At 66.3% G+C, this 24,131-nt stretch carries 18 protein-coding genes and 1 pseudogene; 11 read left to right on the forward strand and 8 right to left on the reverse strand.

The window, feature by feature from the left end:
- Positions 1 to 206: 206 nt before the first annotated feature.
- Positions 207 to 995: an NRDE family protein gene (locus EDF27_RS18955; protein ID WP_132050590.1), complete on the reverse strand. Its 789-nt coding sequence runs from the start codon at positions 993 to 995 to the stop codon at positions 207 to 209.
- Between the two features lie 239 nt (positions 996 to 1,234).
- Between EDF27_RS18955 and EDF27_RS18960 the strand changes: the two genes are divergently transcribed.
- Positions 1,235 to 2,161, forward strand: a complete 927-nt coding sequence (locus EDF27_RS18960; RefSeq protein WP_132050592.1) for an aminoglycoside phosphotransferase family protein — start codon at positions 1,235 to 1,237, stop codon at positions 2,159 to 2,161.
- Positions 2,162 to 2,191: 30 nt separating this feature from the next.
- Here the strand turns inward: EDF27_RS18960 and EDF27_RS18965 are convergent, their stop codons facing one another.
- Positions 2,192 to 2,971, reverse strand: a complete 780-nt coding sequence (locus EDF27_RS18965; RefSeq protein WP_132050594.1) for a hypothetical protein — start codon at positions 2,969 to 2,971, stop codon at positions 2,192 to 2,194.
- Between the two features lie 2,024 nt (positions 2,972 to 4,995).
- Here EDF27_RS18965 and EDF27_RS18975 point away from each other — a divergent pair.
- Positions 4,996 to 5,460 carry a hypothetical protein gene (locus EDF27_RS18975; protein WP_132050598.1) on the forward strand — a complete coding sequence of 155 codons (465 nt, stop codon included), beginning with the start codon at positions 4,996 to 4,998 and terminating at the stop codon, positions 5,458 to 5,460.
- A 69-nt stretch (positions 5,461 to 5,529) separates the two neighbouring features.
- On the opposite strand, the pseudogene EDF27_RS18980 reads toward EDF27_RS18975, so the two are convergent.
- The 3 genes and pseudogenes from EDF27_RS18980 to EDF27_RS18990 form a co-directional block, all read right to left on the reverse strand.
- Positions 5,530 to 5,912 (reverse strand): annotated as a pseudogene (locus tag EDF27_RS18980) (HAD family hydrolase); the annotation flags it as partial.
- 353 nt (positions 5,913 to 6,265) lie between these two features.
- Positions 6,266 to 7,456: a cellulase-like family protein gene (locus EDF27_RS18985; protein WP_132050600.1), complete on the reverse strand. Its 1,191-nt coding sequence runs from the start codon at positions 7,454 to 7,456 to the stop codon at positions 6,266 to 6,268.
- Entirely contained in the window at positions 7,405 to 8,205 is an 801-nt protein-coding gene (locus EDF27_RS18990; RefSeq protein ID WP_165931576.1) for a FadR/GntR family transcriptional regulator, read from the reverse strand. Before EDF27_RS18990 ends, EDF27_RS18985 begins: the two co-directional genes overlap by 52 nt.
- A gap of 75 nt (positions 8,206 to 8,280) precedes the next feature.
- Here EDF27_RS18990 and EDF27_RS18995 point away from each other — a divergent pair, with 75 nt between their 5' ends.
- The 9 genes from EDF27_RS18995 to EDF27_RS20170 all read left to right on the forward strand — a co-directional run bounded on the left by EDF27_RS18995 (position 8,281) and on the right by EDF27_RS20170 (position 18,034).
- A complete protein-coding gene (locus EDF27_RS18995; RefSeq protein WP_123704806.1) occupies positions 8,281 to 9,609 on the forward strand; it encodes an ABC transporter substrate-binding protein in 1,329 nt (442 codons plus the stop codon).
- A gap of 10 nt (positions 9,610 to 9,619) precedes the next feature.
- Complete coding sequence (locus EDF27_RS19000; RefSeq protein ID WP_123704808.1) at positions 9,620 to 10,609, forward strand: sugar ABC transporter permease; 990 nt, start codon at positions 9,620 to 9,622, stop codon at positions 10,607 to 10,609.
- Entirely contained in the window at positions 10,606 to 11,490 is an 885-nt protein-coding gene (locus EDF27_RS19005; protein WP_123704810.1) for a carbohydrate ABC transporter permease, read from the forward strand. The genes EDF27_RS19000 and EDF27_RS19005 overlap by 4 nt, the downstream gene beginning before the upstream one ends.
- 7 nt (positions 11,491 to 11,497) lie before the next feature.
- Positions 11,498 to 12,697 (forward strand): mandelate racemase/muconate lactonizing enzyme family protein, encoded by a 1,200-nt coding sequence (locus EDF27_RS19010; protein ID WP_123704812.1) that lies wholly within the window; start codon positions 11,498 to 11,500, stop codon positions 12,695 to 12,697.
- Complete coding sequence (locus tag EDF27_RS19015; RefSeq protein WP_123704814.1) at positions 12,694 to 13,746, forward strand: alcohol dehydrogenase catalytic domain-containing protein; 1,053 nt, start codon at positions 12,694 to 12,696, stop codon at positions 13,744 to 13,746. The genes EDF27_RS19010 and EDF27_RS19015 overlap by 4 nt, the downstream gene beginning before the upstream one ends.
- Before the next feature lie 7 nt (positions 13,747 to 13,753).
- On the forward strand, positions 13,754 to 14,659 hold the full coding sequence (locus EDF27_RS19020; protein ID WP_165931577.1) for a fumarylacetoacetate hydrolase family protein: 906 nt from the start codon (positions 13,754 to 13,756) through the stop codon (positions 14,657 to 14,659).
- A 45-nt stretch (positions 14,660 to 14,704) separates the two neighbouring features.
- Complete coding sequence (locus tag EDF27_RS19025; protein WP_123704818.1) at positions 14,705 to 16,159, forward strand: aldehyde dehydrogenase (NADP(+)); 1,455 nt, start codon at positions 14,705 to 14,707, stop codon at positions 16,157 to 16,159.
- Positions 16,160 to 16,163: 4 nt separating this feature from the next.
- Entirely contained in the window at positions 16,164 to 17,012 is an 849-nt protein-coding gene (locus EDF27_RS19030; protein ID WP_123704820.1) for an SMP-30/gluconolactonase/LRE family protein, read from the forward strand.
- Positions 17,013 to 17,608: 596 nt separating this feature from the next.
- Complete coding sequence (locus EDF27_RS20170) at positions 17,609 to 18,034, forward strand: hypothetical protein (RefSeq protein ID WP_243698433.1); 426 nt, start codon at positions 17,609 to 17,611, stop codon at positions 18,032 to 18,034.
- A gap of 322 nt (positions 18,035 to 18,356) precedes the next feature.
- Here the strand turns inward: EDF27_RS20170 and EDF27_RS19040 are convergent, their stop codons facing one another.
- The 3 genes from EDF27_RS19040 to EDF27_RS19050 are packed head-to-tail and all read right to left on the reverse strand — an operon-like array spanning position 18,357 to position 24,094.
- Complete coding sequence (locus tag EDF27_RS19040; protein WP_207909668.1) at positions 18,357 to 20,189, reverse strand: sugar-binding domain-containing protein; 1,833 nt, start codon at positions 20,187 to 20,189, stop codon at positions 18,357 to 18,359.
- Positions 20,190 to 20,210: 21 nt separating this feature from the next.
- Positions 20,211 to 21,584 (reverse strand): glycosyl hydrolase family 28 protein, encoded by a 1,374-nt coding sequence (locus EDF27_RS19045; protein ID WP_123704825.1) that lies wholly within the window; start codon positions 21,582 to 21,584, stop codon positions 20,211 to 20,213.
- Positions 21,581 to 24,094, reverse strand: a complete 2,514-nt coding sequence (locus EDF27_RS19050) for a glycoside hydrolase family 2 protein (protein ID WP_165931578.1) — start codon at positions 24,092 to 24,094, stop codon at positions 21,581 to 21,583. The genes EDF27_RS19045 and EDF27_RS19050 overlap by 4 nt, the downstream gene beginning before the upstream one ends.
- Positions 24,095 to 24,131 lie beyond the last annotated feature (37 nt).

Consider the following 24,131-nt stretch of genomic DNA (forward strand, 5'->3'; position numbering starts at 1 on the left):
GACAGACACCCAGACACCCGAAGTCACAGAACAGGCGTCAGCGGCCGGACGGTCGGCAGAAACGCGACGACAGGCACCCCACCAGACACACACGCAAACCACCACGGGACCGAGAACGGACACAGGGGCACTCGAGCACGTCACCGGCAAACAGCGCACCTGACGCTCCACCGGGTGCAACGACGGCAGCGGAACCGCCCGCCGCCTCAGGCGCTATGGAGCTCGACGGAACCGCTGATGACGCCGGGCTCCGCAAGTCGGGCGTGCTGCAGCACCGTCCGACCATGACCGACCGCCGCAGCGACAATCGACAGCGTCGCGAAGTGCCCCTCTGGCTCGACGGTGTCACGCAAAATCGCGTCCGGATCGTTAGCGGGCAGCGCGGCCGACTGCGCGAGCAACCCGAGCCAGGGGCTCCACCCGTCGCCTGGGTCCATCCCCGCGTCCGCTGCCCGGAGCTCGTCGAACGGTGCGAGCGCCGGCGGGCCAGCCGGGGCAGCGACAGCTCGGAAGGACTCCAGCCAGCGCCCGATGCGCGGCACCCCGGAGTCGTTGGGCTCACCGTGCGTGACCATGTGCACGCCGGCATCGAGTGCAGTCGTCCGCACGCCGGAACCGTCCCACGAGACCACAGAAGCGCCAGAGGACGTTGCCCGGACCAGGTTGAACGCGCGGGTCGTCGGCGTCGAGCCGTCCCCACCGGGCATCGATCCCTGCAGTGCGTTGAGCGGCAGCAAACCACGAGTGGTCCAGGTACCGTCGGCGGAGGGGACGTCCTCCCCGCGGTTCAACACCACGGCGAGCCCCGCGTCGTCCGACGCGGCAAGCCAGGCACCGCCAGCCTGGCGATCACGGACTCCACGGAACGACGGGTTGCGCTCGGGCCACCACGCCGCCGGAGGGTCCCAGGGGCGGGTCGGGGACTCGTCGCGCAGCGCAAGCATGGTGATGGGCCAGTCCGAACCGGGATCGACGCGGACGACGACGGTGCACATACGCTCGATCCTTCCACGAACAGGTCAGGAGACCGACGGCGAACAGCTTATTCGTGACCTCGGAAGCGGCGACGCGACCGGCCTCGTCCGGCGTGGGCAAGATGACGATCTCCACACTCGATGCCCTGGTCATGACCCAGTGGGTCGAAAGCCCTCCCCGTCACCGCCGCGGACGCCGTCGAAACGGCGCGCGCGACAGCTTTGCCCCTTCCGGCTCGGATGCCGATTGAATCGGTGCCATGCAGTCATCTACCAACGACATCGACGCGGAGCTCATCAGGGGGCTCCTCGAAGACCAGCACCCGGACCTCGCTGACCTCCCGCTCGCGCTCGCCGCCGAGGGGTGGGACAACCAGGTGTGGCGCCTCGGCGATGAACTCGCTGTGCGCCTGCCGTGGGCCACGGAGTCCGCCGACGAGCTCCTGCTAAAGGAGGACAAGTGGGTCCCGCGCCTCGCCCCCCGGCTGCCGCTCTCGGTCCCTGTGCCACAGCGCCTCGGGGTACCGAGCAACCGGTTCCCCCGCCCGTGGAGCGTAACGACCTGGGTTGCGGGGTCACCGGCAGACCGTAAGCCGATGACGAGCACCGGGGCACCAACGGCCCTCGCCGACTTTATGGTCGCGATGCACACCGCAGCGCCCGTCGACGCGCCACCGGGGCGCGGTCGGGGCGGCGACCTGAGCGAGGTAGCCGGCATGGTCCACCAGTCAATGGAGGCAGCCGTGGCAATGAACCTCGTCCCGGCGCACCAGGAGGTGCGCGCGATCTGGGAGGACGCTCTCGCGGCCCCAGCGTGGCCAGGACCATTGATGTGGCTGCACGGGGACCTGCATCCCGCGAACGTGCTGACAGACGACGGCGAGCTCGTCGGCGTCATCGACTTCGGCGACCTCTGCGCCGGGGACCCGGCGCTGGACCTCGCCGCAAGCTGGATCCTGCTACCCGACGTCGCGAGCATCGAGCGGTTCCGGAGCACCTACCACAACGGTGCCGAGATGACCGACCCTGCGGTCTGGCGTCGCGCGCGCGGTTGGGCCGTCTGGAGGGCGCTGTCGAGCACCTTCATCGCCGAAGCAGGGCGACGCGGGGAGCCCGGCGGCAAGCCATCATGGGGTCCGCCAGCCCATGACTCTTTCGTGCGGTTGGTCGCCGACCGACTCGAGTAACTCGTTCGTGTCCGGTTCCGCACCGACTATTCAGGCCTCCGGCGACTCGATTCCGTCGTGGTGGGCCTCTGGCGACTCGGCGCCGTCCCGTGACGGCAGTGCCGGACCGCTCCGTTCAGCGGACGAGAGCGCTCGGGCACGGACCTCAGCGAGGTGCGCGCTGAGACCCGAGGCGATCTGCGCGATCGGCCTCGGCGGAAGATAGGCAGACGCCCCCGCTTCGAGCAGACGGGTCACCGGCCCAACGTGGCGGACACCGAGCTCGTCGTCGTCGATCTCGGCGATGACGACATGGGCAGCCGGGAAGTCTTGCCGTAGGTGGCCGAGCAGCTGTGGGCTGGTCGCGGGTGTCAGCACGACGTCGGTGGTGCTTGGCGCACTGCCGAGGTCGAGGACGACGTACCCGGGGCCCAGCTCGTCGGAGAGCCGCGCCCGCGCCGTGTCCGACAGCTCCATCGCGACCGCGACGACGGTCACATCGGCGGACCGCGGAGGCCCGTCGTGCCGATCGGTGCGACGGACCTGCCGAGTACCGTCCGTTGGCTCGGGCTGGTCCGGCTCGGCGGCGACCCCTGTACGGCCTTCGCACCCCACATTCGCGGTGAAATCCGGCCATCCGGCGCCGCCTGGCCCATCGCCCGACTGCGGCGCCGCGTCGCTCCGCACCTCGAAACGGAGAACGCCAATCGGGCGACCCGACCGTGAGAGCCCGATGTCCTCGCCGGCCTGAGCCAGTCGCAGCACGGCGACGGTCTCCGGTGACAGGTCCTCCAAGCGCAGCGTGAGCCTGCCCGGTTGCCGGGCGCTCATCGGACAACACCGTGACGGGGTATACGACCGACGTGCGGGCAATGGACTGCAGACGGAACGGCGAGCACCGCCGGTGACGTCCTCGCCGACGTCCCGGGCTTCGGCGTTCCGGGCTCGGTCATGCCCCACATCTTGCATGACATCCGGATGGATCGTCAGGGACGGTCACGATCTCGACCGTCCCAAAGGTCCCCGCACGCCACGGGCTCTGCTCCGTGCGCCTCGAGGTACGCCCCGGCACCATGGTCCCCAACCAGTGCCGACTGGAGCGGTGGCCAGTGCCGACGACCGATGAGCACCGGGTGACCCGGAAGTGCTCCGTAGAACGCCCGTCGCAGCGAGGAGCGTCGGTCGTCATCGTGCCCGAGCACGCGCCGCACCGCTCCGGCGGGCAAAGCGGGCAGGTCAACTAGGGTCACGACCACAGCGTCGACACCAGGCATCCCAGCCGCTGCCTCGAGGCCAACGGTAAGCGACGCGCTCACGCCCTCAGCCCACCGCTCCGCGACGAGCGGCGAGACGGCCGGGTCCTGTGGCAGAAGGGCGCGCGCCTCCTCCGCCCGGGCGCCGAGTACGACACGCACCTCTCGACAACCGCCTGCAAGGAGCGCGTCGGCCGCCTGGGCCGACCACGCAGCGACCTCGTCGCTCGTGATCGTCCGCCCGGATGCGGCTGTCCGCGCATCGGATACGTCCGGTCCCGCCCCACGCCGGGTCTCTTCCATCCGTCCCCCTCGCCTCCGTCAGGCAACCACCCAACATCTCCCCACACGACGGACCCGATCGATGAACACCAACGTCCTCGCCGCGCTGCGCCATCCCCACTGCATCGCATCGCCCCCGCGATGTCAAGGATGTCCGCTGCTACAAAGAAGACCCCCGGCGGCTCGGAAACGGCGGCCACAGACGGAGGGCGTCGCACCCTGGACAGCCGCTGCGACGCTCCCGCATGCGCCGAGGACGCGTCCTGCGCACGGCGCGGGATCGACACCACCACGAAGGGAGGGGTGCGCACGAGCGACACCATCGAGCCTGTGGCGATGGCTCTCCCCGACCCGAAGGCGTACATCCATTCTTGCGCCAGTACTGCGCCTCACCGACGAGCACACAGATCTCGCGCTTTCGGTCTGATTCGCCATTGCCCAGCGCGTCCGTGAGGCCGCGCGTCCACCACTGCTCCCGGTACACGACACCAACGTCACGGCCAGGTACACCTAGGCGGGGCATCCGCTGCCCCTGGTGCGGCGCCGAGGTCAAGAACAGCGAGACCCTCGGGGTCCTCGACACCAGCGACCGCACAACGATCGTCGCGGCCGACGAGTTCGACCACGACCACCGGAGCATCAGCCCCGTCTACGACGAGCGCTCCGACGACGGCCTCTGCTACGTACACGAGGGATACGGCAACCCCGTGGCGCTGCCGACCGGCTGGACGGAGCGCGGACGACCCGATGACCGGTCCGAGTTGGGCGGCCCGAAACGCCCAACTCGGATACCAAACGCGGTTACCCCTCACAACCACAGACCAAAAGGACCGACAACCACATACCGCTCAGGGGTGACTCAACCAACACCCCCAAGTCGGGATATCCTCCGAGTCCGTCGCTACTAGGGGCGCTCGCCGCATCCTGCCGTAGAATCAGTCCACAGGACGCCCGGCCGAGGTTCGATCTGACAGTTGTTCCTTTCAGGCCGGGCGTTCCGTGCGTCCACGGGCCTGTAGGTTCCGCGGGAACTTTTCACTTTCCGGAACGAGATGTCACCTACTTGTCACTTGCGACAAGTAGCGCGGACACCGACTCAAGCTCACCCGATCGGTCGTCCGGTATTGGGCCAGCTGCCGAGCAGCCGTAACACGCCTCTCAAACCGATGTCGCCGGCAACCGACATAGTGCAACCATGGGATCAAAACCGAACGAGGCCGAAGCGCACGAACGCACGCAGCCGAGTCTGCAGAGCAAGCACTTGCCCTGCTGTTCCCGCACCTGATCGAACGAGAGCACCCGCGTCGGACAAGGGCAGGTGTGACCCGAAAGGGCATGCGCACCGCAATACGCGACCTGTACCAGTACGAGTTGGACTACCTGCCGGGCCGTACTCTCTTCCTGCAACCAAGGATGACCGTCGGTCGCCAGCGCGGCACGTTTGACCTCGCCCGAACCGAACCCAGCGGCCCGATCTTGACGAACACCTGGACGTTCAACGCCGCGACACTGGACCACCTCGAGCGGGACATCCAGTCCTGGAACTACCTCGTCTCGCGATTCCGCAGCGACGGTGGCGATGCCACCCTCGACGCTACGGAAACGCACCTCGCGGGTCACGAGCCCATTGAGGCTGTATACGTCAAGCCGACGGCAGAAACGAACTCGTCCTGGCGGACGGACATCTTCGAAGCGGCACTGGAAGCTTGGCGGCTCGCCGATGTTCAAGCCGTCCCGTACAACGACTACATCAACACCCACGCCTCGATCGGCGCGCACTCGTAAGGCTGCAACGCGATTCGATCCGGCGCTGCAGCTGAGTGCCACTGATCTCAGGTGACGGCTTAAGTCGTTCTAGCCGCGTCCGTACGACCGCAGCCGAAGACTGTTCGAAACGACGAGCGTTGATGACAGCGCCATCGCGGCGGCGGCAATGAGCGGATTGAGGAGTCCTGCTGCTGCGAGCGGGATGGCGGCGATGTTATACCCGAACGCCCAGACGAGTCGACGACGGCGCGGAGGTCTTCACGGACGATGATGATGTCGGCGGCCTTCATGGCGATGTCGGTACCCTGCATGACGGCGACGCCGAGGGTTGCGGTCGCGAGGGCTGCGGAGTCGTTGACGCCGTCGCCGACCATGGCGACGTGGTGTCCTGCCGCTTGCAGCTGAGCGATGCGTTCGGCTTTCTCGTCGGGGAGGACGCGGGCGATGACCTCGTCGACGCCGACCTCAGCAAAACCTAACGACACGGTATCGCGGTCCGGCCGGCAGAAATTGACGCCGACGCCCGTCATCGTTACCTCGGCGATGGACATTTCTTTGTGCGCCGGACATGTACAGGGTGATGGCGCGTTGGTGAAACGATGACCCACACCCCTGATCTCTTAGGCCTGCTCCTCGATGCCGGCGCTCGAGGCCCGTCTCCGCCGGAGGCCGCCTGACACGGTGATCGGTACGAAAAGCAGCCGAATGTTGGCAGCCTAGTTACCTTCGTACATATCGGATCAAACTTGGGTACCAGAAGTCCGACATCGTCTGCCCCTTCGTCGAGCCAACCTCGAACGTCAAGCCGTGCTCATTAGAGCGGTCACCGGTTATGGATCAGGTCATTCATTCGTCGGTGCCAGTCCGCATCGGCCCAGAGCGCTTTGTGGTGCGGCTGAGAGAAGTTGCTGGTAGCGATCCCGACCCACCCGTACTCGATGGCCCTCGGCACAGCGAACTCGGCAACGTCCCTTACATATGCCCAAGGGTCTGCGTCATCAGAGAGATCGGGGTTCCAGAACACGCTCGCCCAGCACTCCGTCGTCCAGAGCGGAAGCCCGCGATCGTCTGCCCAGTGCTTCCAACGGCGCATCAATTGGTCAAGGTCATCCATCCACCGGGCTCTGTCCGGCCAGTAGGCCTGCGCGACCGCACGTTGATGTTCGGCCAGGCGGTCCCATGCGACCGGGGAGTTGGCGAAGGACGTGTCGCGGACGAAGTCGGGGGTCGAGCTCAGCCAGAGGTGGGCCTCGGCGAGGTCGTACCCGTCCGTCGTGATGCGCATGCAGTCGTCTGCCGCTGGCAGTTCCGCGTTCCGGAGACAGTAGGAGAACAGCACGGGAAGCTCCGGGAACCGGTCCTTGACCGCACGGACAGCGGCCGCGAACGCGTCGATGCGTGCAACTTCTTCGTCGGACCACGGCTCGAGGTGTTCTCCGTGTGGTGCGCCGTCGGGCCAGATCGTCGTCTGCGGTCCGGGCGTGAACAGCGGCCACTCGTTGCAGAGATCGACGTAGTCGATCAGATTCGTGTAACCGGCTTCCTCGATCAGGGTGAGCGTTTCGATCCAGACGCGGGCGAGGTCCTCCGGCGTGCGGACCTGTTCGGAGCGCGCCGTGGCGTCCGGGGTCAGCCATGTCGACAATGCAACTCGGAGTCCTCGGGCACGCAGCCCGTCGAGGAACTCCAGCAGGGCCGTCGTCGGCTCGACCTCTACCGTCTCGTGGTTGCCCCACATGAACGTCGTGCCCTGCGGAAGTGCCGTGATGCGTTCCGTCCTGACCCCGTTCTCATCCGCGGCGACCCAGTGCGGGAATGCGTCGATCCGGACGCTGTCGTATCCGCGCTCTGCAAGCTCGTCGAGGACGCGGTCGACATCGGCGTACTCGGATTCACGGCCGTGACGGCGCAGGAGCCAGGAGAAGTCCCACATCGTCACCGAGGTGGGGCGAGTTGCAATGGTCATACCGGTTGCTCTTCCTTCGTGGGCAGGGATTGACTGGCGCTGATCCAACGTGACAAGAGGTGGTCGCGGGACCACTCGAGGTGATCGCGCATGGCTGCCGCGGCGAGGTCCGGATTGCGGGCAGCAAGCTGGTCGTAGATGCGTTGGTGGTCGACCTGCGCCTGGTCGAGCGCGTGCGGGATGGTGTTGGTCAGTCGTCGGCTGGATCGGAGCGGCTGTTCGATCGAACTCAGGATCGAGTGGGCGATCATGTTTCCCGCAGCGGCGGTGAGGATGTCGTGGAACTCGACGTCGTGCTGCAAGAAGGCTTCGGGGTTGGTCAGCTCGTCGGACATCAACGCCAGGAGCCCCGCGAGCCGGCGGAGATCGTCCGCGCCGATCGCTGTGGCAGCCTCCCGGGCCAGCTCTGGCTCGAGCATGGTCCGCACGGCCATCAACTGCTCGAAGGCTGCCGGAGTCGGATGGTTCTCGAGCATGGCCGACAGCACGAGAGGATCGAGGAGGTTCCACTCGGAGGGCGCGCTGACGACTGCACCGCGTCCCTGGCGGATGGTGATCATGCCGCGGCTCTCCACAAACTTCAGCGCTTCGCGGAGCACAGTACGGCTCACCCCGAAGCTCCGCTGCAAGGACGGCTCCGGGGGCAGCCGGTCTCCTGCTCCGAAGTCGCCGCGAGCGAGCATCCGGACGACTTCCTCGGCGACGACGTCCCCGAACCGTTGCGGGCGCTCGAGCCGACGCAGTACCGGATCTGGGGAGCCGCCGACTGCGGACGGAACTTCTTCTTCGGCGGTCACGCTGGACAACATACCCCTGACTGTGCATATCATTCAATCGTCGTATGATTCCATGACTCCAATGAGGGAGATCTGATGGACCGAGTTCCGCACACTCCTGCCGCCATGTACGGCCGGCGGAGTTTCCTCGGCCTGGCCGGCGTCGCGGCCACGGCCGTGCTGGCCGGTTGCGCCAGTGGCAGCAGGCAGCAAGCGAAGACAGCCGGGGCGCTCGACCTGGACGTCTGGACGAACGACCCGAACTACGTCTCGTACTTCACGGAGCGCGCGAAGGAGCTCACCGCGTCGCGCACGACGCCGTACAACCTGTCGATCAGCTCGCTCATCCAGTCGCCGGACCAGATCGTGACCAAGATGCTGACCTCGTACATGTCCGGCACGAAGCTGCCCGACATCGCGGGGTTCGAGATCAGTCAGTTCTCACGGTTGCAACGCGACGACATCGGCGGTGACATCGCGGTCGACCTCCGTGCGGAGATACCGGATCTCGACAGCCGGTTCTACACCTCGCGGATCGTTCCCTACAGCGTTGGTGACGCCGTCTACGGCCTAGAGTCGGACATGTGCCTCGGGGCCTACTTCTACCGCGAGGACCTCTGGAAGAAGTTCGGGCTCCCGACGGACTTTGAGACGTGGGACGACCTGGTGGAGATCGGAGCCGCCGCGCACAAGAAGCACCAGGTCTCGGTTGCGGCAGTGAGTTCGAGTGACATCGCCTGGATGGCGATGCTCATGCTGCAGCAGGGCGGACAGTTCTTCGACGATCGCGGGAAGCTCCAGGTCGACAACCCGTACACCCACACCGCACTGGAGCTGCTCCGGCGAGGTGTCGATTCCGGCGCGTTCCTCAGCCTCTCGAACTTCTACGGCGCCGCCGGCGTCGCCGCACTCAACTCTGGTCAGGTCATCGGGTACTTCATGCCCGACTGGTTCCTGCCGTTCGTACTGCAGCTGAACGCTCCGAAGCAGACCGGTCAGTGGCGAATACGCGAGTTCCCCAGGTTCCCGGAGGGCGGTCCGACCGGAGTCTGGGGCGGCACCGGTTTCGGCGTGCCGAAGGACCAGGCCGGAACGAGAGCCGCCCTCGACCTACTCAAGCAGGCGTACACCACGACCGACGGTCAGGTGCAGCGCTACCTCCAGGCCAGCTACCTCCCGACCATGAAGGACGCCTGGAAGGACGACCGGCTGTTGTCGTACGAGTCGAAGTTCCTCGGTGGCCAGCGCCCGTTCGACGTCTACGGCACGATCGTCGACCAAGCACCGACGATGACGACCAGCCCCTACTGGGACGTCATGAGTGCCCGGATGGTCATCGCACTGTCCGACGTCATGAGTGGCAACACCAAGTCAACGGACGCGGTGCGCGACGCCGCCGCGTCGATCCGATCCCAGATGGCGTGAGGCACCGACCATGACATCCGACATCTCGTCCGCACGGACGACGCGACCACGAGACACGCGACGCCGCGAGCAGGCGGCACCGTCGACCGAGCCGCGGCGTCGACAGCCGTCACACCATCGATCGGCGCAGTACCGGCGGGGGGTCCCGTACGCGTTCCTCTCCCCGTTCTTCGTCCTGTACGCCCTGTTCCTCCTGATCCCGACGTTGATCGCGCTGTGGATCAGCCTGCACACCTGGACCGGGATCGGTGCGATGCAATGGGTAGGGCTCGACAACTACGTACGGCTCTTCCGTGACACGAGTTTCCAGACCGCCGCGCTGAACACCTTCTGGTACGTCGCGGCCAGCGTCCTGATCATCGTGCCCATCTCCCTGATCATCGCGACCGCGCTCGCAGCGAAAGGCCTCCGAGCACGCGACCTGTTCCGCGTCGCGTTCTTCATCCCCTTCATACTGTCGCCGGTCGTCGTCGCACTCGTGTTCACGATCCTGTTCGACCCCAATGCGGGACTCGTCAACAGCCTGCTCAACAGCCTGTTCGGGATCGGACCCGTGAACTGGCTCGGCGATGCGTTCTGGGCGAAGGTCACCGTCATCATCCTCATGGTTTGGCGGTACACCGGGTACCTGGTGATCTACTTCCTCGCCGGCCTGCAGTCGATCCCGACCGAGCTCTACGAGGCCGCAGAGCTGGACGGTGCCGGACTGTTCGCCAAGTTCCGCAACGTGACCATCCCGATGCTCGCTCCGGTCACCGCGTTCGTCGCCATCACCTCGTTCGTGGGCGCAGCGCAGATCTTCGAAGAACCCTTCATCTTGACACAGGGCGGCCCGGGCGAATCGACGCTGAGCATCGCCTACTTCATCTACCGCGCCGCGTTCACCAGAGAGCAGCTCGGGTATGCGGCCGCTGCCAGCTTCCTGCTGTTCATCGTGCTCTTCATCTTCACGCGGTTGGCGCGACAGTTCTTCGGCATCGGACGAGAGGACCGAGCATGACCGCCACGACACCTCGACCGCCTCGGGCCGCGACGGGGCGGCTCGAACACGCGAAGAGCCGACGCATCCTGCTCAGGACGCTCCTCTACGTGGTCCTCGTGATCATCTTGGTCATCGCCGTGCTACCGATGGCCTGGGCTGTGTCTGGATCGTTCAAGGGCATCACTGAGATCTTCGCGATACCGCCGAACCTGATCCCGACGAGCCCGACACTCTCGAACTACGCCGCCTTGTTCACCGAGATCCCGCTGCCGCGGTGGTTGTGGACCAGTTTGTGGGTCGCGGTGGTCAGCACGACGATCGCTGTGGTGTTCTCCACGATGGGCGGCTACGCGTTCGCGAAGTTCCGGTTCCGCGGCGACCAGCTCCTGTTCGATGTGATGTTCTCCTCCATGATGATCCCCATCACCGTGCTGGTCATCCCCTTGTTCGTGATGATCGCGAAGGCCGGTCTCGGCAACACCTACGTCGCCCTGATCCTGCCGTGGCTGGCACCGGCGTTCGGGGTCTTCATGATGCGACAGTTCATCATCCAGGCCGTACCCGACCAGATGATCGAGGCTGCTCGCATCGATGGCGCCGGCGAGCTCCGGATCTTCTTCACCATCGTGCTCCCGGTGTTGCGGCCCGCACTCGGTGCACTGGCTGTGTGGCTGTTCCTCACGAGCTACAACAACTTCATGTGGCCGCTGATCGTGCTCGCCGACAGCAGCAAGTACACGCTGCCGCTGGGGCTGAACTCGCTGACGAGTGCCTACACTGCGAACTACGGTGTGATCCTGGCCGGTTCCGTGATCGCCGCGATACCGACAGTCGCGTTGTTCATCGGACTCAGGAAACAGCTCATCAACGGTCTCACCGTCGGAGCCGTCAAGGGATGAGGACATCATGATCGTCGCTGTCGAGACACTCCGCCCAACCGTCCAACCCAATCTGTTGTTCGTCCTGCTGCACACCGACGACGGCGAGATCGGTCTCGGCGAGGCGTTCTTCGGAGCGAGGACCGTCGAGGAGTACATCCACGAATCTGCGGCGGAGGTCCTCCTCGGAGCACTCGACCCGACCCCGGAGAGCGTGGCCCGCGCGTTGAACCCGTACACGGGGTACCAAGGCGCCGGTGCCGAGGTGAAAGGCAATGCAGCAATCGACCTTGCCCTGTGGGACCTCATCGGCAAACGCGCAGGACTGCCACTGGTCACGCTCTTCGGTGGCCCAGCCAGGTCGGACATCCCGATCTACAACACCTGCGCCGGCCCCGGGTACGTCAGCACGAGCACACGCCAAGAGCCGAGCAACTGGGGCGTTCCGACAGACCCGACCGCGAGCGCCTGGGAGGATCTCGAAGCATTCCTCACTCAGCCCGCTCGTCTCGCTAGGGAGCTGTGGGACGAAGGCATCCGTGGGATGAAGGTGTGGCCCTTCGACCGTGCCGCGGAGACGACGAACGGCACCCACATCTCCGGGCCAGCGCTGGCGGACGGCATCCGGATCATCGATGCCATCCGCGGAGAGGTCGGTCCGGAGATGAACCTCATGGTCGAGATGCACGGTCTGTGGAACCGACGTGGAGCGACGACGATCATCGGGGCGCTCGAGCCGTATGCGCCGTACTGGGTCGAGGATCCGATCCGGCCCGACGCGATCGGTTCGCTCGCCGCGCTCCGTGCCGATGTCGGTGTACCGATCGCAGCGGGCGAGACGGTCGTCGGCCGACGGGGATTTCTCCCGCTGTTGGCCTCCAACGCCATCGACGTCGTCACGGTCGACGTGCAGTGGACGGGCGGCCTGACCGAAGCTCGGAAGGTGGCGTCCCTCGCAGATGCCTACGGGATCCCGATCGCACCACACGACTGCACCGGCCCGGCAACCCTCGCCGCCTGCGCCCACCTCGCACTCTCCGCCCCGAACGGTCTGATCCAGGAGACGGTCCGGGCCTTCTTGCGCACCTGGTACGACGAGCTCGTCATCGGCGTGCCGGAGATCGTCAACGGTGTCATCGTGCCTCCCACCACGCCCGGACACGGCGTCAGTCTGCGACCGGGGATCCGGGAGGACGGGTCGGTCCAGCGACGGGTCAGCAACCGGTGACCAAGACGTTCTCGCGTCCCGACACCATGCACGCGCTGCGCTGGCACGGCGCCCGCGATGTCCGCTACGAGGAGGTTCCGGTCCCCCGAGCCGGCGCGACCGAAGTCCTGATCGCCGTCGAACGGGTCGGACTGTGCGGCAGCGACCTCGAGGAGTACCGTCACGGGCCAGTCGCGATCCCACCCGAGGCTGTTCCGCTGATCCTCGGTCACGAGGTCGTCGGCACTGTCGTGGAAAGCCCCAGCGGACTCCCCGCGCCCGGTACCCGCGTCGTTCCGGACGTGGTCGTCGGCTGCGGTCACTGCTGGTGGTGCAACCGCCACGAGGAGGGGCTGTGCCCGCAACTCCGTGTGCGCGGGCAGCAGCAGGACGGCGGCCTGGCCGAGTACATGCTGGCTGATGCAGCGACGTGCGTCACGGTTCCCGAGACGCTGGACCTCGACGTTGCAGCGTTCGCAGAACCCGTTGCGGTCGCCGTACGAGCGATCCGGAAAGCAGGGGATCTCACCGGCGCCACCGTCGCCGTGGTCGGAGGGGGCACGGTCGGCAACCTCGTCGCGCAGATCGCACTCGCCAGCACGTGCCGAGACGTCGTCACAGTCGACCCCAACGCTTCACGCCGTGACCTCGCTGCGCGGTTCGGAAGCCGGACGGCTGCCCCCGAGGACGCTGCCGCCCGGATCGGGTCGATCACCGGCGGTCGCGGCGCCGACGTCGTGTTCGAGTGCGCCGGCGCGCGAACGACGCCCACGGCCGCGGTACGCCTGTCCAGGAGAGGCGGGACGATCCTCCTCGTCGGCTTCCGCGCCGGGACACTGGAACTCCCGTGGCTTGACGTCGTCCTCCAGGAACGGCACCTCATCGGATCAGCAGCGCATCTCTGGGACGAGGACGTAGCCGCGGCCGTCGCGATGCTCGCTCGGAGCGTGGTCGATCCGACGCCGCTGCACTCGGCGACCGTCAGTCTGCGTCAGGCTGCAGACGCCTACGCCCGCCTCGACACGGAACCGGACCTCACGAAGATCCTCGTCGCACCAACCGACAGATGATGACCGATTGTCCGAGCTCCCGCTCCGGACCGATCCAGGAGAGCACCCGATGATCCTCCGCTACCGCCACCACGACCACACCCAGATCGGTTGGGCCGACGGCAACGTCGTCGTCCCGCTCGCCGACAGTCTGAGCGATCTCCTGCAGCTGCGCATCGATGACCTGCGTCGGATGATCGACAAGCGGGGCGACACCTCCGTTCCACGCACCGACGTGGAGGTGCTGGCTCCCATCGACGGACGAACTGAACTCTGGGCCGCGGGCGTGACCTACGCCACGTCCCAGAGCGCCCGCATCGACGAGAGCGAAAGCTCGGCCGACGTCTACGCAAAGGTCTACGACGCGGACCGCCCTGAGCTGTTCTTCAAATCGGTCGGCTGGCGCGTCATCGGCGACGGCGGAACGATCCGAGCGCGCGCCGACTCCGTCGTGGACGTCCCGGAGCCAGAACTCGCCGTCCTCGTCAACGCACACCGTGAGCTCGTCGGCTTCGCGGTCTGCAATGACATGAGCTCCCGAACCATCGAGGCAGCCAACCCCCTGTACCTCCCACAGGCCAAGATCTACGAAGGATCCAGTGCCCTGGGCCCAGGTGTCGTACCCGTGTGGGAGATCGCCGACCCGTACGAACTCGAACTCCGTCTCACCATCGTCCGCGACGGCAAAACCGCATGGGCAGGCTCCGCCGTCGTCGCGCAACTGCACCGGCGTATCCACGACCTCGTCGACTGGCTCCACCGTGAACTGCGGTTCCCCGACGGAGTGTGGCTCTCCACCGGCACCTGCCTCGTACCGGAGCTCCCGTTCTCCGTCGCCGATGGCGACGAGATCATCATCGACATCCCGACTGTCGGCACGCTCACCAACCTCGTCCAGCGCGTCCCGCCGGCGCCTGCACCGATGGCGGGATGACCGCCGCAAGTGATCGTTCGTCCTCAGAACCCACTGAAGGAAGCCATGACCCCAGAACTCGATTCGATCCTCACTGATGCAGCTAACGCCAGCACCAGCGTTGCCGGGAGCACTCCGTCCGAACGGGCGACCTGGCTGCGTGTCATCGCCGACGGGCTCGACGCGGCGGTGGGCGAGCTCGTGGATCTCGCCACGCGGGAGACCCACCTGGAGATCGGGCGTCTTGAGGGCGAGGTGGCACGCACGAGTTTCCAACTGCGCTTCACCGCCGATGCAGTCGTGGAGGGTTCCTGGCTCGAAGTGACCATCGACCACGCTGATGCGGCCTGGCCAGTTGCACCACGACCGGATCTCCGACGCATGCTCCAGCCCGTCGGGCCGGTGCTCGTCGTCGCTGCCAGCAACTTCCCGTTCGCGTTCAGTGTCGCCGGCGGGGACACCGCCACCGCGCTCGGGGCCGGCTGCCCCGTCATCGTGAAGGCGCACCCCGGCCACCCGCTGCTCTCACGCCGGACGGCGCAAATCGTCACCGACGCTCTGCGCAGAGCTGGCGCACCCGAAGGCACATTCGCGATCATCGAAGGAGAAGACGAGGCACGGGAAGCGCTCGCTGACACGCGTGTCAAGGCTGGCAGCTTCACCGGCTCCGTGCGCGGCGGCCGGGCCCTCCTCGACATCGCTTCGGCACGGCCCGACCCGATCCCCTTCTACGGCGAACTCGGCAGCGTCAACCCGGTCCTCGTCCTGCCGTCTGCCCTCGCGAACCGGAGGCGCGCCGTCCTCGAGGGCTTCGTCAACTCCTTCACCCTCAGCGCAGGACAGTTCTGTACCAAACCCGGGGTCATCTTCGTACCTCGTGCATCTGGTGTTCAAGAAGAACTCACTGATCTCGTCGCTGCCGTGTCCGGTTCCCAGTTGCTGAACCCACACATAATGGACGGGTTCAACGACCGCATCCAGGCCATGCAAGAAGATTGGTCTCAGGTGCAGCGCGGAGCGAGTTCGGACAGCAGCGCATCGCCGTCACTGTTCGAAGCCTCCATGCAACAGGCCCGCTCGGCGCCAGACGCGCTCTTCGCGGAGACGTTCGGGCCTGCCGCTGTCCTGATCCAGTACGACGACCCGGCGGAGCTCGTCGAGGTCATCGCCACCCTTCCAGGCCAGTTGACCGCTACCGTCCACAGCGACGACAACGACCCCGCCGCGCAGCCGATCATCCACGCGCTGATCGAACATGCCGGACGAATCGTGTGGAACGGCTGGCCCACTGGAGTGTCCGTGACGTGGGCCATGCATCACGGCGGTACCTGGCCGTCGACGACTGCCTCCCTCCACACCTCCGTCGGTCCGACCGCGATCCGCCGGTTCGTACGCCCAATTGCTGTGCAGGGGCTTCCCGCGAAGCTCCTGCCACCGGCAGTTCGGGATGACAACCCTTGGAACGTATGGCGTCGCGTCAATGGTGTCCCCACCGGTCCGGTGACCGAGCGAACGAGCTGAACCGATGCGAACCGAGCAGCTGACTGCAGCGGTCACACACCACGCTGAGGGTCCCGCCTGGGCGCCGGAATGGGCAGGCCCACGCTGGGTAGACATGCTCGCCGGCGACGTCTGCGAGCTCCGACCCGATGGTGGGGTCCGCCGGCGCAACGTCGGCACAATCGCGGCAATGATCAGGCCGAGAAGTGATGGCGGCTTCGTCGTGGCGACCGAACGCGGTCTCATCCTGGCTGAGGATGACGATCTCGATGCCCGATTCAATACATTGCCCGACATCGTCACCAGCAGCGCAGTCCGGATGAATGAGGGCGGCTGCGACCCAGCGGGGAATCTCTATGTCGGCACGATGGCTCACGACAGTTCCCCGGCTCGTGGCACCTTATACCGGATCGACAGGGCGCACTCCCCCACCGTCGCGGAATCAGGGGTCACGATATCGAATGGCATCGACTGGTCGCCCGACGGCAGGTCGTGCTACTACGTCGATTCCCCTACGCAGCGGATCGACCAGTACGACTGGTCGCCCAGCGGGCTCAGCAACCGGCGTCCCCTCGCCGACGTCGCCGGTGCCGGAGCGCCCGATGGCCTGACCGTCGACGCAGACGGCAACATCTGGGTCGCGATCTTCGGAGGCAGTGAAGTCCGGTGCTACTCGCCGACCGGTCGCCTCGAACAAATCGTCGGCCTTCCGGTCAGTCAAGTCACGGCCGTCGCGTTCGTCGGCGAACAGCTAGATACGCTTATTATCACCACGTCTCGACACGGTCTCGTCGACCCAGAACCGCAAGCCGGAGCGATCTTCACGTGCCACCCCGGCGTACTAGGCCAACCAACGCGGCCATATACCGGATAAGGTAAAGCAGGCTCGATATGCCCATTCATAGCCAATGCAAACCAAAGCATTCGATCTCTCGGTTTGACTAGCAGTGGCGACGATTTCGCTACCTTTGTTGTGAAACCATTCCGAGTGGGCGCAATGAAAAAATGTCTAGATAACCAACCGCCGGGCAACCCAAATGATATACTACTAAGCCAGGTGGCTCACTATCGAGACGTTTGATCACCCCTCGTTGGCCGGAAATACGGGTCAGCTTAGGGAGACACATCGATTGAGGCCCTTGCAAGACATGAGGCCGTCGAAGCCTTCGCGATTGACGCCGTTCCTGAACGCAAGAGCGCAAGAAGCACATCAGCCGCCAATTGGCCGATTTTCTGAATGTCGTAAATCATCACAGCAAGATTTGGATTCGATAGCTGGCAAGCTACCGAGTCACCCCAGGCCAAGATGGATAAATCCTTGGGTATCTGCAATCCGAGGATCTGCGCCGCAGCAACCCCGCCAAGCGCCATCAGATCGTTATCATAAATGATAGCAGTGGGTGAATGGGGCAGTGCCAGTATGCTCCGGGTCGCGTCAGCCCCACCTACTTCCGTGTAGTCGGAAATTATATGGACTGCATCAATATGAAGGGCTTTTGCCCGCGATCGGAAAGCATTCAATCGAATCTGAACGTGAGCGTGCCGCTGAGGCCCCGAAACGAAACCGACGCACCGGTGGCTAAGCTCGAACATCCGGTCGACAGCATCCCGCATCGCTTCGGCATCGTCAGTCCAAACTGCCGCAAATGGACCAGCCGTGGCCGGGTCTCCAATCACGACAGTGGGAATACCGAGCGCGGCGAGAAGGGCAACGCGGTCATCGTCGTAAGCGAGATCTGTGAGGAGTACCGCGCTCACCATGCCACCACGCGCCCAGCGCTCGTACGTTGCGCGCTCGTCGGCTTCGCGTGCGACCACCTGCAGGACAACGGTTATTCCCGAGAAACTGAGCACACCCTCCAGTCCAGCAAGGAACTCCTCATAGAACAACTCTGATGCTGATTGCAGGCTTGGGCCGACGAGAACGAGACCGACCGGCGGAGAAACTTGCTGAGAAGCCTTCACAAGTCAGCGTCTGGATTCGAAGTTGGCCCAAAGCGCTTCCCACGAAACGACCGGTATGTCTCGCCGCCCCAGCGCATCCCCTACCTTGCGATACATCACCGCACCGTCGCGGGTGTGCGTGAGGCTGGTGTCAAGACGACCCAGGTCGACAGAATGCCCTCTCGACGCGAGGTGTGATTGCACGAGCGACAGCGTCGCAGAAGACGAGTCGATGTCCATGGTGCGGGTGGGACGGCTCTGTTGGTCGTTTCCGTCATACGCCGCTGCTTCCGTTGCGGAGCTGCGCGGCCCGGATCCGGGATACGTCGAGTTTCTCGGAACGGTCGAACCGGTAGATGCCGTTCTGCTCCTGGAACACGTCCGTCAACTGCGTGTAGCAGTAGCCGAACATGCGGGCATCGTCGAGGAGCACGCCGACCAGGCCGGCGAAGCGCTGCTGGAGGACTTCCTCGGAACCCGGCAGGGCGCCGTAGCCCCAGGAGCGCTCGCGGTCGACGTCGGTCTCCGGCGCAGACGCCGACTCAGCCGCTGCCTCCGGGTTCCACCAGATCCCGCCGAACTCGGAGCAGAAGTACGGCTGGCCCGCGTACGGGACGGAGATCGGCCGGCCGTCGTCGTTGACGTTCGTGTACGCCCGCCCCTGGTCGAGACCCTCCATCTGACGAGCGAACTCGACCGGATCTTGCTCGTAGTTGTGCGAGTCGTACACATCGGACCCAGGAACGCGGTGGGAGTACCCGGACGCGTCCACGACGGGTCGCGTCCGGTCGGCCAGTTTCGTCGCGTTGTACATGGCCAGGGTCACGTCGTCGAGCTGGCGGATGTGGTCGGTGATGACCTGCTGCGACTCGTTGAGCGGGCACCATCCGACGATCGCGGGGTGGTTGTAGTCGCGCTCGAGCGCCTCCAGCCACTGGGCCACGAAGGAGGCGGTCGGCTGCTGCGAGTCGTCCGGGTCTCCGTACCCTCCGGACCCCCAGTCCCCGAACTCCCCCCAGACGAGGTAACCGAGACGGTCCGCGTGGAACAGGAACCGCTCTTCGAAGACCTTCTGGTGCAGCCGCGCACCGTTGAACCCCGCTGCCAGACCGAGCTCGATGTCCCTGATCAACGACTCGTCGTCAGGCGATGTCATCAGCGAATCCGGGTAGTACCCCTGGTCCAGGACGAGCCGCTGGAACACCGGCTCTCCGTTCAGCAGCAGACGTTGTCCGTCGATCGCGATCGAGCGGACGCCGGCGTAGGAGCGGACGGAGTCGAGAACGGTGCCGGCTCCGTCGAGCAGTTCCAGGACGACGTCGTAGAGGTGGGGGTCGTCGGGCGACCACAGGCGCAGCCGAGCCGGAGGTATGACGAGCCGCGCTGCTGGTACGAGGTCGAGGTGCGCCGCCACCTCCTGCGAGACGACCGTGCCCTCCGCGTCGCTGATGACGACCCGCACGGTGTCGTCCGGCCGGTTGGCGCTGAGGGGGACTTCGACGGTCAGGCTGCCGTCGGACAACGACGGTGTGATCCGCGGGACGAGGATGCGGACGTCGGGGACGGCTTCGAGCCAGACGGTCTGCCAGATGCCGGTCGTGCGCGTGTAGTTGCAGGAGGCGTTCCCGAACGGGACGGACTGCTTGCCGCGCGCCTGCGGACCGCTTCGAGGGTCCCGAGCCCTGACGACGATGGTCGCCTGTTCACCCGGCTGCGCCACCGCGTGGAGATCGGCGGTGAACGAGGTGAAGCCACCCCGGTGTCGAACGACCTCGGTGTCGTTCACCCACACGGTGCAGTCGTGGTCCACTGCACCGAAGTGGAGGAGTGCGCGCTTGCCCCTCCACTCCGCAGGGATCGTGACCGTTCGGCGGTACCAGACCGCGTGCATGAAGTCGACGTTCTCCACGCCGCTCAACTTCGACTCGGGAGCGAACGGGACGAGTACCTCGCCGGACAGCTCCCGATCTCGGAGTCCTCGCTCGAGGCCGGAGTCACCCGGGTCCACTTCGAACCCCCACACGCCGTTGAGGTTCACCCAGTCGTCCCGCACGAGCTGTGGGCGCGGATGTTCCGGCTTCGGGATGGCGGGGATCTTCAAAGACATACAAATTCTCCGTCGAAGGAATTAGCGTCGCGCGTCGGCGGTCGCACGGGTGCGCTCGACGATCGCGTCGAGGTCCTCCGGGTGCGCTGCCGCTCCGCGGAAGCCCTCGATGGTCAGCCCGCTGACGTCGATCGCCTCGACGGCGTGCGCGAAGTTCTCCGGACGACTCCCCCACACGACCTCGCAGTTCCGCAGCGTGACGTCGGTGGCGGTGTCGATGTGGAACCCGCTCGTCGGGTGCTGGTAGATCTCCTGCCCGCGGTCGTACGGGCGCCGGTCGTACTCGCCGCCGGGCCAGTGCGACCACCGGTCGAGTTCGACCCGGACGCCGTCAAGCACGACCCCCTCGATGAGGCCGACCGACTCGGCGGCGACGTACACGCCGTTCTCGGAGCGCGCGAGGATGTTCCGGAAGCGCACGTTCCGCATGCGTCCGACCTCATTGTGCCACGGGAAGGCGCTGACGTAGATCGGCTCGCCGTGTCCCCACCAGGCATCGTCGAAGTGGCGCGTCTCGACCACGCAGCCGGAGAACAGGATGTTCTCGAAGTCGCCGCGCTGCCCGAGGTTCACGGCGAGGCCGCGGTGCGACGAGCGGATCACGCAGTTCGACACGACCACGTTGCGGATCGGCTCCACGGCGTCCACCCCGACGACGATCGCGCTCGAGGTCGAACGGATCGTGCAGTTCGTGATGACGATGTCCTCGGTGGGTCCGAGGTCCGGGAACTCCTCGCACGTCTTCAGCGAGATGCCGTCGTCACCGCTCGAAATCTCGCAGTCGCTGATCCGCACCTGACGGCAGCGGTCGATGTCGATGCCGTCGGCGTTCGGGTACTTGAGGTCGGTGTCCACGCGGATCCCGGTGATGAGCGCACGGTCCACGCCGGTGAGCCGGATGCACCAGAGCCCGGCGTCGGTGAACGTGGTGTCGCGGAGCGTGACGTCCTCGCAGCGGATGAGGAACACCGTGAACGGCCTGGCGTTCGGGCACTCGTAGATGTACCCGGTGTCGCCGGTGATGAAGTGCCGGCCACCACCCCGTACTGTGCCGCTCCCCGTGATCGCGATGTCCCGGGCGTCCCGCGCGCCGATCAGGATGAACGCGTCGTCCGTGCCGTCGCGGAGCTCACCGCCGGAGAGCGCCGACACCGTGAAGCGCTCGGTGTAGTCGGCGGGGTCCGCACTGCCGTCGAGCACGGATCCGCGCTCGAGGTGCAGCTCGACGTGGTCCTTCAGCATGATCGAGCCGGTGAGGAACACGCCGTCGCTCGGCACGAGCACGCGGCCACCGCCCGCGGCGGAGCACGCGTCGATCGCCGCCTGGATCGCCGGAGCGTCGTTCGTGACGCCGTCACCGACGGCACCGTGGTCCCGGATGGAGACGGTGGTCATGCGCTGATCCCCTCGAGGTCGGTCACGGCGACGGAGATGTCGTCCGGGTGTGCGAGCACGTTGGCGGCCTGCAGGACGGGGTGACGGAGGAAGGCCGTCGGATCGGGTGCCCCGGAGGTCCGGACCGTGAACCGGTGGGTCTCCCCCGGGAACAGCGTGACCAGCTGGTCGTCGACGACCGCGTCCGCTGCGACGCGGTCGGCGGCGAGGACGAGGTCCTTCGTGAACGCGTCTGCGCGCACGTCGACGACGACCCCGTCCCGGGTCGCCGTCGCGGATGCTGCGATCGTGAGCGGCGGGAGCGCGAGGTGCCGGTCCTCCGACGCGTACCAGACGGCGCGCCGCGCCGATCCGGCCGTCGCGACGAGCACCTCTGACGACGCGTCCTGGACCGTCGCGACGTAGGACGGGAGGATCATCGTGAATGAGCCACGGGCATCCAGGTCCACGGTGACCACCGCCCGACCCTGCTCGGTGCCGTCCAATGTGGTGCGCACGACCGTGACCGACTCCGCCCAGCGGGTCGCGGTGTCGTTGTGCGCGACGAGCGCGAGCCCCTCCGGACGCGGCTGGAAGGTCAGCAGACGCGGAGCGTTCACCGCGCGCAGCGCGTACCAGACCGGCTTCCGACGGCGGTCGCCGTCGACAATCGCCCAGCTCGTGACGGGCCAGCAGTCGTTCAACTGCCAGATCACGCTACCCGTCGTGCGCGGCCAGTAGGACCGGAAGTGTTCGACCCCGAAGGTGATGGCGCGCGCCTGCGTGAGCTGTGTCGCGAAGTGCCAGTCGTCGAAGGACGTGGATGCGGCCACGTGCGGTGCCATCCCGCGTTCAAGCTTCCCGTTGCCGTCCTCCGCCTTCTGGTGGGCGAGGAAGCCGGGGGCGTCCGCGCGCAGCGGCTCGTCGTGCACCGCGCGGGTGAGGGTCGCCCAGTTCGGCGGTCCCTGATACCCGAACTCGGCGACGAACCGGGGGATGTCGTTGCGGTACGCCGAGTAGTCCTCGCGGTTCCACACCTCCCAGCTGTGGACGCTGCCGTCGGACGGTTCGCGCGGGTGCTCGTAGTCGTTCGGCGAGAAGGGGCTCGACGGCAGGTAGGACCTGGTCGGGTCCACTTCGCGGACAATCCGGGGCAGCAGCTCGTCGTAGTACCCTCGACCCCAGTCCACGCCCTCGCCGAGCGCGTCACGCCACCCCCACTCGTAGTAGCCCTCGACGTTCTCGTTGCTGCCGTTCCAGAACACCAGCGACGCGTGCGCGGCAAGTCGACCGACGTGCTCCCGGGCCTCGGCCTCGACCTCGTCGCGGAGCTCGTCCGCCTCGGAGTACGCGGCGCACGCGAACAGGAAGTCCTGCCAGACCATCAGCCCCTCGCGGCTGCATGCCTCGTACAAGGCGTCGTCCTCGTACAGGCCACCGCCCCAGATCCGGAGCAGGTTGAAGCCACCGTCGACGGCGTCGCGGACCCCGGCCTCGTAGTCCTGAGCGGTCACCCGCGACGGAAAGCAGTCGTCCGGGATCCAGTTCGCGCCCTTGACCCAGACGGGTGTCCCGTTCACGACGAAGACGAAGCTCGTGCCGAACTCGTCACGGTCGTTCCGGACCTCGACCGTACGGAACCCGACGGAACGCGACCAGGCGTCGATCGGCTCGCCGTCAGCGAGGAGGTCGACCTCGAGCCGGTACCGCGGCTGGTCACCGTACCCGCGCGGCCACCAGAGCGCAGCGTCCGGCACGATGAGCACCCCGGTCACGTCGTCACCGGGCGCGTCCACGCTCACCTCGTCCCGGCTGGCTCCGTCCGGACCGACGATCCGGACGCGGACGGCGACCGGGGCGTCGGTGGCGTGTTCCAGGTGCACCCGGGCCTCTACCGTGCCGACGCCGTCGGCGCCGACCGTGACGAGCGGTACGACCTGGTCGATGCGCGCGGTCGACCACGCGTGGACCGAGATGGGCTTCCAGATGCCCGCGGTCACGAGGACGGGTCCCCAGTCCCAGCCGAAGTTGCAGGCCATCTTCCGGATGGCGTTGTACGGCAGAGCGTTGCCGACGAACGGCCGGGCACCGATCCGCTCCTCGGCGCCGCGCGCCCAGCGGAGCGCCGACGTGAAGTCGACCGTGAGCTCGTGGTCGCCGTCGGGGTGCTGGTCAAGCGCTTCCCGGAGGTCGAAGCGGTGGGTCCGGTGCTGGTTGCGGGTCTCGCCGATCACCACGCCGTCGACGCGGATCCGCGCGATGGTGTCGAGCCCCTCCGCAACGAGGTCGATGCGGTCGTGCTGCCCCTCTGGGACGCTGAACCGGGTCGCGTAGGCGAAGTCCGACTCGCCGATCCACGAGAGCTCGCGCTCGTTCTCGTCCAGGTACGGGTCTGGGATGAGACCGGCGGCGAAGAGATCGGTGTGGATCGTGCCTGGGACGGTCGCGGGGACCTCGGGCGGGAGGGTCGTCGGTACCGGGCCGCCCGTAGGGCGGAGCGTCCAGCTTCCCGTCAGCGCGAGCTTGTTCATCTGATGCTCTTCTCTTGTGCCTTGTCGTGCGTCAGTC

It is taken from the genome of Curtobacterium sp. PhB136 (assembly GCF_004346855.1).
Classification (GTDB): domain Bacteria; phylum Actinomycetota; class Actinomycetes; order Actinomycetales; family Microbacteriaceae; genus Curtobacterium.